Origin of the sequence: Calothrix sp. NIES-2098 (genome assembly GCF_963875125.1) — a bacterium.
Classification (GTDB): domain Bacteria; phylum Cyanobacteriota; class Cyanobacteriia; order Cyanobacteriales; family Nostocaceae; genus Aulosira.
The window spans coordinates 3573100-3587169 of sequence record NZ_CAWNKJ010000001.1 but is presented as its reverse complement, the minus strand read 5'-3'; the positions used below and the strand labels follow the sequence as shown (position 1 = coordinate 3587169).

General features: G+C 40.3%; 11 protein-coding genes and 2 pseudogenes. 8 read left to right on the top strand and 5 right to left on the bottom strand.

The window, feature by feature from the left end; genetic code table 11:
- Positions 1–5 precede the first annotated feature (5 nt).
- The 6 genes from AACU33_RS14980 (at position 6) to AACU33_RS14955 (ending at position 6231) form a co-directional block, all read left to right on the top strand.
- Positions 6–620, top strand: a complete 615-nt coding sequence (locus AACU33_RS14980; RefSeq protein ID WP_096589452.1) for a molecular chaperone DnaJ — start codon at positions 6–8, stop codon at positions 618–620.
- The gene (locus AACU33_RS14975; RefSeq protein WP_096589451.1) at positions 613–1080 is read left to right on the top strand and encodes a nucleotide exchange factor GrpE; all 468 of its coding nucleotides are present in this window, start codon (positions 613–615) and stop codon (positions 1078–1080) included. The genes AACU33_RS14980 and AACU33_RS14975 overlap by 8 nt, the downstream gene beginning before the upstream one ends.
- Positions 1081–1645: 565 nt before the next feature.
- Entirely contained in the window at positions 1646–1969 is a 324-nt protein-coding gene (locus AACU33_RS14970; RefSeq protein ID WP_339376017.1) for a hypothetical protein, read from the top strand.
- Positions 1970–2389: 420 nt separating this feature from the next.
- Entirely contained in the window at positions 2390–3985 is a 1596-nt protein-coding gene (locus tag AACU33_RS14965) for an alkaline phosphatase D family protein (protein WP_096589449.1), read from the top strand.
- 264 nt (positions 3986–4249) lie between these two features.
- Positions 4250–4642: a hypothetical protein gene (locus AACU33_RS14960; RefSeq protein WP_096589448.1), complete on the top strand. Its 393-nt coding sequence runs from the start codon at positions 4250–4252 to the stop codon at positions 4640–4642.
- 8 nt (positions 4643–4650) lie between these two features.
- Positions 4651–6231 (top strand): caspase, EACC1-associated type, encoded by a 1581-nt coding sequence (locus AACU33_RS14955; protein ID WP_096589447.1) that lies wholly within the window; start codon positions 4651–4653, stop codon positions 6229–6231.
- 429 nt (positions 6232–6660) lie between these two features.
- On the opposite strand, the pseudogene AACU33_RS14950 reads toward AACU33_RS14955, so the two are convergent.
- The 4 genes and pseudogenes from AACU33_RS14950 to AACU33_RS14935 form a co-directional block, all read right to left on the bottom strand.
- Positions 6661–7128: pseudogene (locus AACU33_RS14950) on the bottom strand (Clp protease N-terminal domain-containing protein); the annotation flags it as partial.
- A 135-nt stretch (positions 7129–7263) separates the two neighbouring features.
- Positions 7264–7518 (bottom strand): annotated as a pseudogene (locus AACU33_RS14945) (ArsR/SmtB family transcription factor); the annotation flags it as partial.
- 316 nt (positions 7519–7834) lie between these two features.
- On the bottom strand, positions 7835–8854 hold the full coding sequence (locus AACU33_RS14940; RefSeq protein WP_096589445.1) for an aspartate carbamoyltransferase catalytic subunit: 1020 nt from the start codon (positions 8852–8854) through the stop codon (positions 7835–7837).
- A gap of 221 nt (positions 8855–9075) precedes the next feature.
- Positions 9076–9648: a PadR family transcriptional regulator gene (locus AACU33_RS14935; protein ID WP_096589444.1), complete on the bottom strand. Its 573-nt coding sequence runs from the start codon at positions 9646–9648 to the stop codon at positions 9076–9078.
- A gap of 180 nt (positions 9649–9828) precedes the next feature.
- Here AACU33_RS14935 and AACU33_RS14930 point away from each other — a divergent pair, with 180 nt between their 5' ends.
- Complete coding sequence (locus AACU33_RS14930; RefSeq protein WP_096589443.1) at positions 9829–10830, top strand: SDR family oxidoreductase; 1002 nt, start codon at positions 9829–9831, stop codon at positions 10828–10830.
- A 99-nt stretch (positions 10831–10929) separates the two neighbouring features.
- Here the strand turns inward: AACU33_RS14930 and mgtE are convergent, their stop codons facing one another.
- The gene (mgtE, locus tag AACU33_RS14925; protein ID WP_096589442.1) at positions 10930–12282 is read right to left on the bottom strand and encodes a magnesium transporter; all 1353 of its coding nucleotides are present in this window, start codon (positions 12280–12282) and stop codon (positions 10930–10932) included.
- Positions 12283–13673: 1391 nt separating this feature from the next.
- Here mgtE and AACU33_RS14920 point away from each other — a divergent pair.
- Complete coding sequence (locus AACU33_RS14920) at positions 13674–14057, top strand: hypothetical protein (RefSeq protein ID WP_096589441.1); 384 nt, start codon at positions 13674–13676, stop codon at positions 14055–14057.
- Positions 14058–14070: the final 13 nt, after the last annotated feature.

Here is a 14070-nt window from a genome sequence, read left to right as displayed (position 1 = left end):
GCGTTATGGAACATAATCCTTATGAAATTCTTGGTGTATCTCCAGCAGCATCAAAAGCTGAAATTACAAAAGCTGTAGCAGTCGCAATGAAGCGCAAGCAATATCCTGTGGATGTCATTGCTAAAGCCCAAAAAAGCTTAATGAAGCCAGAAGAACGCATCATCGCTGACTATTTGCGTCCGATATTAGCAATAATTAAACGCTTCAAATATAGCGATTTGTCAGCTTTACAACAGCCAGAACCACAACTTATGTTATTACCAGAATTTGATGGATTAGAGCAAGCGATCGCTCAAGCTATCGAACAACAGCGTTTAGAACGCGAGCCTTTAGCCATGAGCTTATCAGAATTAGTGACCGAAGGCATCACAGCTTGTAAAGAAGGTCGTTACCCTAAAGCCATTAAATATCTCGAAGATTACTGTCAAGGCTGTAAAGACCGCAACACCAAAGATTACATTCAAGCCCAAATGTGGCTGATCCAAGCCTATCAGCTAAGTGGACAGTTACAAAGAGCGATCGCTCTTTGTCAGCTTTTAAGCAACCATCCCCATCCTCAAGTGCAAACTTGGGTAAGTAAAACTTTATCTATACTTTCTAAAGAGGTTTCTCATGTCTGATTCTATTCTGAGCCAAGAGAACCGCGACTTGCTCATCCAAAAATTTAGTCACCTCCAAAAAGACAATGTTTTACTACAGCAGTCGTTGCGAGAACAACAAACTCAAGTCACAGCCAATGCTGAAGATTTATTCTTAGAACTTTTGGAAGTTGCTGATGCTTTGGAAGCTTTGCTGGAATATCTCGATAAAAATCCTGAGACTAACCAAGATATTCTCCAACGCTTACCTAGATCGGTAGGAGCAGTACAGCGTAAGTTTTTAAATATACTAAAGAAGCGCCAAGTTGTATCTATAGAATTACAAGATAGCCAACCAGATTTCAACTTGTGTCGAGTAGTCGATCGAGAAGTCCGAACCGACGTAGCAGACCAAACAATTACTAAAGTCGTTCGTCAGGGATTTCGTTTAGGAGAAAAGATTCTCCGCCCAACAGAAGTAATTACATCTAAACCTCAATAAAAATTCTCGGCTAGTGCTTGCTAGGCGATCGCTTCCTATCTACTAGATCGATAATTTTTCAAAACGGCAACAAAATCAAGAAATATTAACAAGCGATCGCTTAATCTTTCGTTACAAACTGGAGCGATCGCTAAAATACGCCCTAAAGCAGATCACTGCATACTGTAAAAGTCTTTGTCAGAGACAGTTCTTGATTTTATCGTCAGCGATCGCGACTCTATTCTTTACAATTCTTGACTTAAAAAATAGTTTTTTTAGAATATATATTTTTTTAGGTCTATTTTAGATTTCAGCCTCTATCCAGCGATTTATTTACATTAGTTTACCTACTTTGTTTCTGGTTAAGTTTATTGTATTTCGATTTAACCGGACTCAATCGGCTGTTAGTCTTGTAATTAAGTTGAGCATCGTTTAAATGTTTATTTGAATGTATTTATATATGAGTTCAAATTCTTGAGCGAGCTTTATTTAAGTGAAGAATCATCCTTAAGTTTATAGCATCGACTTTCGTAAGTATTTATATTCAGAGATCTACACAAATTCAACAAGTTACACTAGCAACCCGATGATGAATCATTACGCTATTGAATGGATTGAGGCATGGTGCCTAGAAAATGGTTGGACAGATTTATTTGTCGAACGGCGCAATAATTACTGGGCTTTTCCTCCAGGCGGTGTAATGCCTGAACCAATTCCATCTCACGTACTGAGATTGATTAAAGCTGAAAAAGGACTAACCGTTGAAGAGAGATTGTGGTCGATGTCAGCAGTTATGGGCACAGTTGTAGCTGTATTGTCTACAGTTTTGTTTAAGTGCCCTATGCCATTAGTGTTTGCTTTTGCTTTTAACGCGGTTACAGTGGCGCAATTTGAAATGGAAGATGCCTAAATTTATACCTTGGGTATCATCGATCGCCAAGCATAATCATGAAAAACTGCTCTTGACTCCACACCTGCCAAGAGCAGTTTTTTATTAATTAATAGCAAATTAAATAGATAAATAATTAATCAAGCTTTCACTCAAGCGTGTTTGTGGCTTATTTCTCAACTTAGTTTGTTATTCAGCATAACCTTGTAATATACGAAAATTAAGTTGATATTAACTCTTCCTTTGTGCAGAATTAATATCTTGCCAGTAATTTTTGGGCATCAAAGTAATACGTGACACAATTTAATAAAGATAAATCAGACTGTGAACGTTTGATTTAACAAGGGTATTATTGATAGGGCTTACCTATAATTACCCTGTTTTTGTGGTGTCATATATTTCTCTGATTTGATTCACTTACATAGTCAGGGATAAATAAGGATGTTCAAGTACGAGAATTTTGAGCGTTTGCTGCACTATCCGATCAAGCGACGCAACCTGATCGTGGGAGCAGGAGTATTTACTGGTTTGGCGATCGCTAGTCAATTTCCGCATCAACGCGCGATCGCCAACGGCAGATTTTCTGATTATCCTTTTAAGCTGGGAGTGGCATCAGGCGATCCTTATGACACCAGTGTAGTTCTATGGACTCGTCTAGCGCCCGAACCTTTAAATGGCGGTGGAATGCCACCTTTGAATGTGCCAATTCGCTGGGAAGTGTCAACTGATTCTAATATGCGGCGGATTGTTGCCAGAGGCACCGAGTTTGCAACTCCAGAACTGGCTCATTCAGTTCGGGTTGTAGTTGAAGGGCTATCACCTGATACTTGGTATTGGTATCGCTTTAATGTAGGTAACTACGCTAGCCCAGTGGGTCGGACTCGTACTACTCCATCACTGCGTAGCTACTCGAATAAATTAAAGTTTGCCTTAGCAAACTGCCAAAACTATCAGCAGGGATACTATACTGCTTACAAATACATGGCTCAGGATGACCTCGACTTAGTAGTTCATGTTGGTGACTACATTTATGAGGGAGGAATCAGTCCTATCAGTGCTACTATTCCCAGACAGCATAATAGTTCAGAAATTTTCACATTAGAAGATTACCGCAACCGTCACGCCCTCTACAAAAGTGACGCCAATCTTCAAGCGGCTCATGCAGCCTTTCCTTGGATTGTCACCTGGGATGACCATGAAGTAGAAAATAACTATGCCAACTACATCTCAGAAGTTGATAACGAACCAGATCAAGATCCAGCAGTATTTTTAAAACGGCGAGCAATTGCTTATCAGGTTTACTACGAACATATGCCACTGCGTCCTTTCTCGCGACCAGCAGGCCCGGATATGCAACTTTACCGTCGATTAAACTATGGTAAGCTGGCGACATTCCATGTTTTAGATACTCGTCAATATCGTACCGATCAACCCTGTGATGATGGTACTAAAGAGCGTTGCCCAGCAAATCTTGACCCAAATGCAACTATTACCGGGAAAGCTCAAGAGGAATGGTTATACAAAGGTTTAGATAAATCTCCTGCTAAATGGAATGTTCTGGCTCAACAGGTGATAGTGGCTCAAATTGACAGAACAGCGGGAGAAGGCAGTACCTACAGCATGGATAAGTGGGATGGATATGTGGCTTCGCGCGATCGCTTAATGCGTTTCTTGGAACAGCGCAAACCATCTAATCCTGTAGTTTTAACAGGGGATGTTCATAATAGTTGGGCAATGAATTTAAAAGCTAACTTTAACGATCCAAACTCCGCTACAGTTGGCAGTGAATTCGTTGGTACTTCAATTAGCTCTGGAGGAGATGGAAACGACACTATTCCCAGCTACATCAACAACGCTGATAACCCACACATTAAGTTCTATAACAATCGCCGCGGCTATCTCCGTTGTACTGTAACTCCCACCACTTGGAGGACAGACTATTTGGCAGTATCAAACGTCACAACTGCAACTGGTACGATTAGTAACCCGGCCTCATTCATAGTTGAAGATGGTCGTCCGGGAGTACAGCGCATCTAAGTAATTGCTTTGATTTGGGATTTTAGCGACTTTTGATATGAATTAAAGCTGCTCTTGGCGAGTGTCCGTCAAGAGCAGTTTTGATTAATTTGTATAAAATCCATGCAGACGGGCTTTGCCCGTGTAGCAGCAACTTCTTGCCTTCCAAGCTAAATTATCACTAAAAACTCGCAAATTTACGTAATTATCAACCTTGCTCTTGATTTATTTACAGTAAACTGAGCTTAAGCAAATTCCAGTATTATAAATTACCAACTTTCCACTATGGCAGACACATCAGATATTAAACTCACTATTACCTTTATTGACCAAGACTTAGATGAAGAAGAAAAAGACGAAGAAGCCGAAAGACTTCTAACTCAGATGAAAGAACTCAATGAGGTAGAAGAAGTTAACCGAGTAGCTGAACTCAACCCACCCGTGGGAAGCAAGTCAATTACAGGCTATGTTGTCGGTCAAATAATGGCTATTGTGAAGTCTGAAAGTGTCAAGCAAGTTTGGGCTTTTCTTAGCGATCGCTTAAGTAACAAACCCATTGAAATAGAATTAGAATTAACCAAACAAGGCGGAGAAAGCAAAAAAGTTAAGGTGAAAGCTAGCAGTCGCAAAGAATTAGAAGCAGCAGTTAATGCTATACAAGAGATTACAAAAGTCTAGATAGATACATGGCAAAGCTAGCATTGCTAATTGGAATTAGTGAGTATCAACCAGGGTTAAATGCTTTACCTGGCGCTGTGCAAGATGTAAAAGCAATGCAGCGAGTATTACAGCACTCAGATATGGGTGATTTTGCTGATGCTGATATTACAGTGCTGCAAAATCCCCCACGCCAGTTAATGGAAGAAGCAATAGAAACTTTGTTTTCTGGTCGTCAAAAAGATGACCTAGTGCTGTTGTATTTTTCTGGGCACGGGATTAAAGATGATAGTGGCAGACTATATTTAGCAACTAGCCAAACCCGTAAGAATCTGAAAGGCGAACTGATTAAAACTACCGCCACTGCTACCAGCCTGATACATGGGATGATGGAAAATAGCCGTTCCCGGCGACAGGTAATTATTCTTGACTGTTGCTTTAGCGGTGCTTTTGCCGAAGGGATGAAGGCGAAAGATGATAACAGCGTAGATATCAAGAATCAGCTGGGAGGAGAAGGACGGGCGGTACTGACTTCTTCTACGTCTACTCAGTATTCTTTTGAACTAGAAGGGGCAGATTTATCAGTTTACACCCGCTATATTGTAGAAGGAATTGAGAAAGGCGCAGCTGACACCGATAACGATGGCATGATTTCTGTAGATGAACTGCATGAATATGCCCGAAAAAAGGTGCAGGAAGAAGCGCCAGCAATGAAGCCAGAAATTTATGCTGTGAGGGAAGGCTTTAAAATTAAATTAGCAAAAGCTCCTGTAGACGATCCGCAATTAGAGTACCGTAAGGAAGTAGGGCGCTGTGTAAGAGATGGTAAGGTTTCGGTTATCGGTCGCCGCATTCTCAAGCGTCGTCAGAATGAATTGGATTTGCCAGATGGGGTAGCAACCCAAATTGAAAACGAAGTTTTAGAACCTTACCGCAAGTATCAAGCAAATCTAAAGGAATACGAAGAAGCGCTAATTGAGGCGGTTGAGTATGAAAGAATTCTGAGTCAGAATACAAGGGAAGAATTGAAGCGGTTACAGCAACTTTTGCAACTCAGAGATGAGGATACTGCGAACATTGAGGCGCAAGTTATTTCACTACTGTCTAGAGAGGAATATGCTCTCAGTTCAGAGAAAGGTGTAGACTATAGCAAACTGCGCGACTTGCTAGCAGCAGAGAACTGGAAAGATGCTGATTATGAAACATACATGGTAATGCTGCAAGCGGTAGGGCGTCAGAAAAATGACTACATTAGAAATGATGAACTGTTAAACTTTCCCTCTACTGATTTCCGCACAATTGACCGCCTATGGGTCAAATATAGCAATGGACGCTTTGGCTTCAGCGTTCAAAAAGAAATTTACTTGAGCATTGGCGGTAAGCCAGACGGTAAGTATGACGAAGAAACTTGGAATAAATTTGGCGATCGCGTAGGATGGAGAGTGCAAAGTAACTGGATTGATTACAATCAAGTCACTTTTAATACTAATGCTCCTAAGGGACACCTCCCTGAGATTTTTGCTGTTCGCCGAGTTCCGATCAGTGGGGTTCTTGTGGAGTTTGTCCGGGGAGAGGTGTTTAGTTCTCTTTTCTCGCATCGAGACTTGTAAAGTGTAACACTTGGAAAGTGGGATCGCTAACTTTGACAGATAGCGTAGGCGTAGCTTGTTTTAGGCATCGCCTAAGTAAAGCTTGGCATATACAGCGAGGATTGCACTCTCCAACAAACTTTGGTCATCAACATTACAACATTAAGCCTTACAGCTTGAACATTGACCCTTAAGATTACAACATTAAGCCTTAAGGCTTGAACATTAACCCTTGAGATTACAACATTAAGCCTTAAGGCTTAAACATTAACCCTTAAGATTACAACATTAAGCCTTAAGGTTTAAGCGATCGCTCTATCTCTTCAGCTTATATGAAGCTCATATAAATTATCTTGGGCATGATGGCAAGATAACTAAAGGCGATCGCAGGCAGTAATGAGGATGCGATCGCTAATCACAAATCCTAGTTATTTAATTCAAATTTTAAGTCAAAGCTCTACGTACTCTTTGTTCCAACGAAACTAGGTCTACTCCTAAATTCTGTAAAACTTTAATTCCTACTCCCCGTTCTCTGTCTCCTTCTCCTTCTTTCAGCAGACCTAAGAGAATATGTTCTGTACCAATATAATTGACACCAAGCTTCCGGGATTCTTCTACTGTTAGTTCTAACACTTGCTTGGCTCTGGGTGTATAGGGAATATCAACTGGTGTCAATCCCTTACCTCTACCAATAATTTTTTCTACTTCAATTTGAGCATTTTCTAAGTTTACCCCCACAGAATTCAGAAATTGTGCCGCAAAGCCGCTACCTTCACCAACCAGTCCTAGCAAAATCTGTTCTGTGCCAACATATTTATGTCCCAAGCGGCGAGATTCACTTTGAGCAATAGAAATAGCTGTTATCGCTTTTTGGGTAAATCTTTCAAAGCCTTTGAGGTGGAATCTGCCAAATTTCAACCCAAATAGCTTGTCAAAAATAGATTCAAAAAACCTTTCAAACATAAACCCTTCCTGTTTGGATATGTTGTCGATTGGTTCAAAAATGCGATCGCGTTTTGTTCTTCCTGTGGATAAAAAAGACAGCAAATCTTCCATCGTCTCAGCGTTTGCTGAGTACCACAAAAATTGCTTGTCTTTGCGGCTATTAACTAAACCCTCTATCCGCAGCTTTTCTAAATGGTGTGATAAAGTCGAGTTCGGAATTTTTAGCTTTTCTTGAATATCGCCTACAGTTATGCCATCGGGATAAGCCGCAAACAACAGCCTCATGATTTCTAGACGTGGCTCTGAACCCAATGCAGCAAAGATATCTGCATAGCGAGCTGTGTCTTCATTATTAAGTGTCATATTTCTAGAATAATCGAAATAAGTATTTTGTCAACAACAAGATGAAACAGCAGAAAATTGTCTCATACTAAGTTGCAGTCTGTTGTAGTGCAGCAGAATTAATGAGATTGCTTCCCTTCACTCCGTTCCGGTCGCAATGACAGATGCTATCTTTGATTGCAAGTTGGTATCGTCTGATATCAATTGTGTCTAATTGCCGATTGTCAAAACTCTCCGCGTCCCCAAGTCTTGACGTCAGGGACATGATGAACAGTAGATTGTGAATTTTATAGATTACCCTGATGAGTTTAAATAAGATGCTTTGTCTGTGGAAATGTTAAACCTTGCCACTACCAATGAGATACAGCAACGCCATTCGCACGGCGACACCACTAGTAACTTGTGCTTGAATGAGACTAAATTCTGGATCGTCCATTAAGTCTGAGCTAATTTCTACACCGCGATTGACCGGGCCGGGATGCAAAACTTTAACATTAGGCTTACAAAGTTGCAGCTTATCGCGTGTAATCCCAAATAATTGATGATATTCTCGTAAACTTGGCAGTAAATGCGCAGTCATGCGTTCTTTCTGCAAGCGCAAAGTCATAACAAAATCAGCATCGCGCAAAGCTGGTTCAAGTTGCCAATGTAAAAATAATTGGCGTTTATCGGGAGTAATTGTTTCTGTTTCCTCTGCTTCTGCCAATAAATACTCAGCAAATAACTTTGGTAAAAGAGTTGGTGGTGCTGCTAAATGTACTTCTGCACCGCTTGCAGTTAAACTCCAAATATTCGATCGCGCTACGCGAGAATGAAGTATATCCCCAACAATGGCAATCTTTTTCCCCTTTAAAAGTTCGATGCGGGGATTAGCAGGATCGATGAGACTACAGATAGTAAATAAGTCTAGTAGTGCTTGGGACGGATGCTCGTGTTGACCATCGCCAGCATTTAGCACGCTGACTTTTACACCCAAACGATCCATTTCTTGAGCGATCGCATTTGGTACTCCTGCCTCGCGATGGCGAATTACCATAATATCAGTTCCCATCGCCAAATAAGTCTTCGCCGTATCAAGAATTGTCTCTCCCTTTGTCATCGAAGAAGTAGCGGCGGCGAAGTTCAGCGTATCTGCGCTGAGACGTTTGGCAGCGATTTCAAAACTACTGCGAGTGCGAGTAGAAGGTTCAAAGAATAAATTCGCCACTACCTGTCCCTGCAAAGTTGGTACTTTCTTCGTCCGTCGTGATAGTACCTCTTGGAAACTAGCAGCAGTCTGCAAAACTGCATCGTATTCAACGCTAGAGAAGTCAGTAAGGGAAAGAATGTGATGACGATTCCAGGTGGTACTAGGCATAAATATTGTTCTGTTTTTTACGTAGAGACACAATCGAGTAGTTCTCTACAGCTTTTAATTTACGTATGCAGAGGCAATGATACCATCTGTCTTCTATCAAATTAGATAGCTATTAATTAGAACGAGAAAGATTAAATATATTAGCTCAACGGTGCTAAATTAATTCTGGCGGTAGAAGCACCAAATAAAAAGACACGCAGACGTTGCCAAATAAAAAGTAATCACATATTTTGTGAATCTTTTTGTACTTCTTTTTCTCTCAGTTGAGAAAGCGTTTCTTCACACCAACTAATTAAAGCTTGGGTTACGTGTAGCTTGTAGCTAGCTGTTATTAACCAATAAGCAGCATTCGGGTTATCAGCCTCCTTGGTTTTGATCTTTTCAGCAATAGCTTGATACTTTTGCAGTAATTGCTGTTGCAAATTATAAAATTCTTCCACATGACGAATATTTTCAGCTAAAGTTATGTGTTGCCCAAAAAACAGCTTTAACAAAATTTCAATTCTGTCTACTTGCGGTTCAATAGGCTCTGTCAACCAGCGTTGTAACTCTTGAAGTCCATTGTCTGTGAGCTGATATACGTGGCGATCTGGCTTACCAACTTGCGCTTCTATCGATTGCGTTGCTAATCCTTCTGCAACCAACCGCTTGAGAATAGGATAAATCTGCCCGTAGCTCTCACTCCAAAAATTGCTGGTACTGGCTTCAATCTTCTTTTTGATGTCGTAGCCGGACTTGGGGCCAAAACTCAATATTCCGAGAATGGCGTATTTGCTTTTGTTTTCTCTTGACATTGCATTTCTTAGCTATATATCTTTAAGATATAGATAGGGAAAAAATTCCAAACTGCTCTAGCCTAGGATTCTCATCATAATGCTCGACGTAGCTACAGATAATTAACTTTTACCAAAGCGATCGCACGCTCTAGCGGTATCTGAGTTAGCAATCATCGTTAAAAAAATTAGGAACACAAGATGAAAGCATTTGTCACTGGCAGTACGGGTTTACTAGGTAACAACTTAGTTCGCTTATTGGTTGAGCAAGGTTATTCAGTAAAAGCTTTAGTTCGCTCCCCTGAAAAAGCATCTCAAATCTTTAGCGGTTTAGATATTACCCTCGTACAGGGCGATATGCTGGACATCGATAGCTTTGCCGAAGAATTAGCAGGGTGTGACATTTTATTTCATACAGCCGCATATTTCCGGGAATATTATCAACCAGGCAATCACTGGCAAATGCTTGAGGATATTAATGTTAAAGCCACAATTAAGTTGTTAACTTTTGCCGAAAAGCATGGTGTGGAAAAAGTCATTTATGTAAGTTCATCCGGCCCCATAGGAATGAAAGCGCCAGGCGTCCCTGGTGATGAATCTACACCACCCGATCCGCAAATAATCAAAAATCTCTACTTCAAAAGTAAAGTATTGGCAGAGGATGCAATTTATGAATTTTTAAAACAGCATTCTTTGCCAGTAGTTCTAATTTTACCGGGGTGGATGTTTGGCCCCGGAGATGCTGCACCAACCAATAGCGGTCAGTTAGTACTTGATTACTATCAACAAAAAATTCCCGGAATTCTTGATGGTGGTGCTTGTATGGTAGATGCTCGTGATGTGGCTCAAGCAATGATTAATGCAGTCGAGCGAGGTAAAAATGGCGATCGCTACATCATAGCCGGAAGATACTACACTCTAGAAAATCTTTTCCACACTCTAACAAAAATTACTGGTATTCCTGCTCCTAAATTGCGCCTTCCCTACAATTTGACTGTGATTTTAGCTCGGATTTCTGATAGTTACGCCAGATTTACAAGCACAAAATCAGTTATGCCTTTAGAGGGAATCCGAATGTTACATGAAAGAATTCAGCTTGACTCTGCAAAAGCAATTAAAGAATTAGGCGCTAGTTTTCGTTCTTTAGAAGACACATTACATGATGTAGTTGATTGGTATCAAAAAACGAAAGCGATCGGTTGAATTAGACAAGGGACAAACAAGGAGTGTGGGAGGATGGGGAAGACAGGGGAGAGGTAAGTGTAGTTCGTTTTTCCTCTCCTTATCTCCCCTGTCCTTCTTTCAAGTTGGTAAATGCAATACGTTTAAAGCCAGAGAAATTAGTGAGAGGAATGTGAGAAACCCAATGGTATCTAACATGGTGGTTACTAAAGGCCCGCTAACTAAGGCAGGATCTAACTTCAGCCGCTTTAAACCCATTGGTAGTAAAGTTCCCAGAGTGACAGCGACAATAGTATTGCTTGCCATCACTGTTCCGGCAACTAAAGCTACCCATCGTTCTTGAGGTTTAGCCCAAATCAAGGAAAGCAAAATCATTGTCAAGCACAAAGCGATCGCTGTACCGACACCCGCAAAAAGTTCTTTGCGCAAAATTTTCATTGTATCTTTGGATGTCACCTCCCCTACACCCAAACCCCGGATTGTGACTGTCAGTGCTTGAATCCCAACAGTACCACCAGTATTAGAAAAGATTGGCATGATCACGGCTAACACTGGTACTGCGGAAATCACAGATTGAAAAGGGGCGATCGCGCTGGCTGCACCAACATAAAGCGCCATAATTGCTAATAGCCAAGGTAGGCGTTTGCGAATAGTAACTCCGGGAGGAGATAAAGCTGCTTCATCCCCACTCACACCCGCTAATTTTTGAATATCTTCTGTAGCTTCTTCTTCTAAAATATCAACTACATCATCAATCGTAATAATACCAACTAATCTATCTTCGCGATCGACAACCGGAATCGCGATTAAGTCATAGCGCTTCATAATTTGGGCGACTTCTTCTTGGGGAGTTTCTGTTCTCACCTTGATGACGCGATCGCTAGCAATATCTCGGATTAATACATCAGGAAACGTAAATAATAATTGGCGCAGTGAAACAACTCTGACTAAAGTGCGGTTGTCATCTGTGACATAAGCATAGTAAATTGTCTCTTTATCTTCGTCTTGCCGACGAATTTTACTGAGAGCTTCACCAACAGTCAATCCTTCTCGCAACCGAACATATTCTGTGGTCATTACCCGTCCAGCAGTACCTTCGGGATAACCAAGAATTGTGGCTGTTGCTTGTCTTTGTTCTGGACTTAATTCTTGTAATAACCGCTTGATTACTCCAGCCGGTAATTCGTCAAATAATTCTGCCCTTTCATCAGGACTCATCGCCTCCACAAGTTGCACTACTTGAACATCATGGAGAGAATTTATTAATTCTTCTTGTACTTCTGTAGGTAGATATTCAAAAACATCAATTGCTTGAGCTTTATTGAGCAGACGAAATGCGATCGCTCGTTCATTGGTGGGCAAATTTGTAATGTATTCACCAACATCAACTGGTTGTAAGTGATTCAAATCCCATTTGAGTTGGTTTAAATCGCCAACCCCAATAACAGAATTTTGCACATCTTGCATGAGCATAATACCTCCCTCCTATAGTCTCCCCCGCGCTGGGAGACTGTCTCGCCAGCTCAGAGGAGGATGATACTACCGTCTTGTGGACTATGGTCCATAAAATTCAACAATTCAATATCGATATCCAATCAGGCATCGCTAAGTCATATATACTAACCCGGAAAGGTGTTATCCGAATAGATGCAACTTTTAAGCGTGCAGAACTGTGGCATTCCACACAAGTAACTAACTCATCGCCCTGATTTTTGGTTTAATAAGAGTAGATTTTACTACTGCCACACACTGTGTCAAGCTATTAATAAAATTTACCAGCAAACTTTACACAGTTAAAATATTTACTACTATATTTACCTCTATAGTGGTAGTCTTGAGTTTTGTGCCTAATTGAACTATTTTGCGATCGCACCTCAAGTTAACAGTCTGATATTGTAAAGTCATCGCTCTTTTATGATAGATGCCACTGCCCAACTATAAAGCAGTTATCAGCCTATCAATCTTATTAAAACTCAAATCGCAACAGCCATAGGTTAGGTTTATAGCAGTTTATCAATACAGTAAGCTTGTCTATAGCTTTGCTAAAGCGAAAGTTATTTGCTAATTTTTGCGATAACAGAATATTCAGTTAGCACTATACTAAACATTGACTTTAAGCAGCCCATCTCAATTTTAATTTAAATTAGCAATAATTTTATCTACCTTTAGTCGTTTTTTTTAGTATATAAAGAATAAAAATAGACTCGATCTATAGATAAAAATTATCGACATCTCACAAAACAGAGAAAGTCCCAGAATTAGTCAAATATTGACAATATCATATTAAGACTATTCGGCGATCGCAAAGAATATATTGCTAGTCGTCAGGATTCATAATTTACCTGATACTGAATACCTTGACTTGCTTTTCAAGGAGTAGGACGAACAAGGCGATCGCTAATTTTATTGCAACATTAAAACGCTACTCTCCTTATATTTTTTGATAATTGGGCAATGAAAAATTCCCGGAAACGTACCACTATTGGCCTTTCTATTGTGTGCGATCGCATTGAGCAGCTTCGTCATGACTCTGCATAAAAAGCTTTTACCCAAAATTCAATTATTTAAGTTCTCCGTAACCCTCAAAACCTTTGCCCAATAATGATTTGATATCGCCTTGAGACTATCAAAACTATTCAAACTCTATAAAAACTCTCTCAGATGAACCTTAACAATTTAATTGACCGCAAGACGTATACCTTGGGAGATAAGTTTAAAACCAATACAAAAGTACCTCTATCTTTGGGTATAAATATAAAATTTTTTGCGTAAATTATTATTACCCGATGGTTATGTTATTAATCCTTGCCAAAAAAAGGTCAAAAATGACTATTTTAGTGACTAAAAATTATTGAGGATGATTTATGGAACCTATTTCTATGATTATTGCGGCTTTAGGTGCTGGTGCGATCGCGGCTGCTAAGGATACCGCAGGAACAGCTGTGAAAGATGCCTATCTGGGCTTGAAAACCTTAATTAAGAAGAAACTTGAAGGCGATGTTCTGGGACAAGCGATGGTAGATGCTAAACCAGAAGAAATTAAGCAAGCTGAAGGTTTGTTGAAAGATAAAATTACCAAATCAGGAGCTGACCAAGATCGGGAAATCATTAATGTAGCTCAGGATTTACTCGAAAAAATTAAAGAACAACCAGAGGGACAGCAAATAATCAATCAAACTCAAACCAACACCATGAGTGGAAATACTGTTGGTGGAAATGTCAACTTTGCACCTGTTCAGCAAGGTTAAGGATATCAGTACT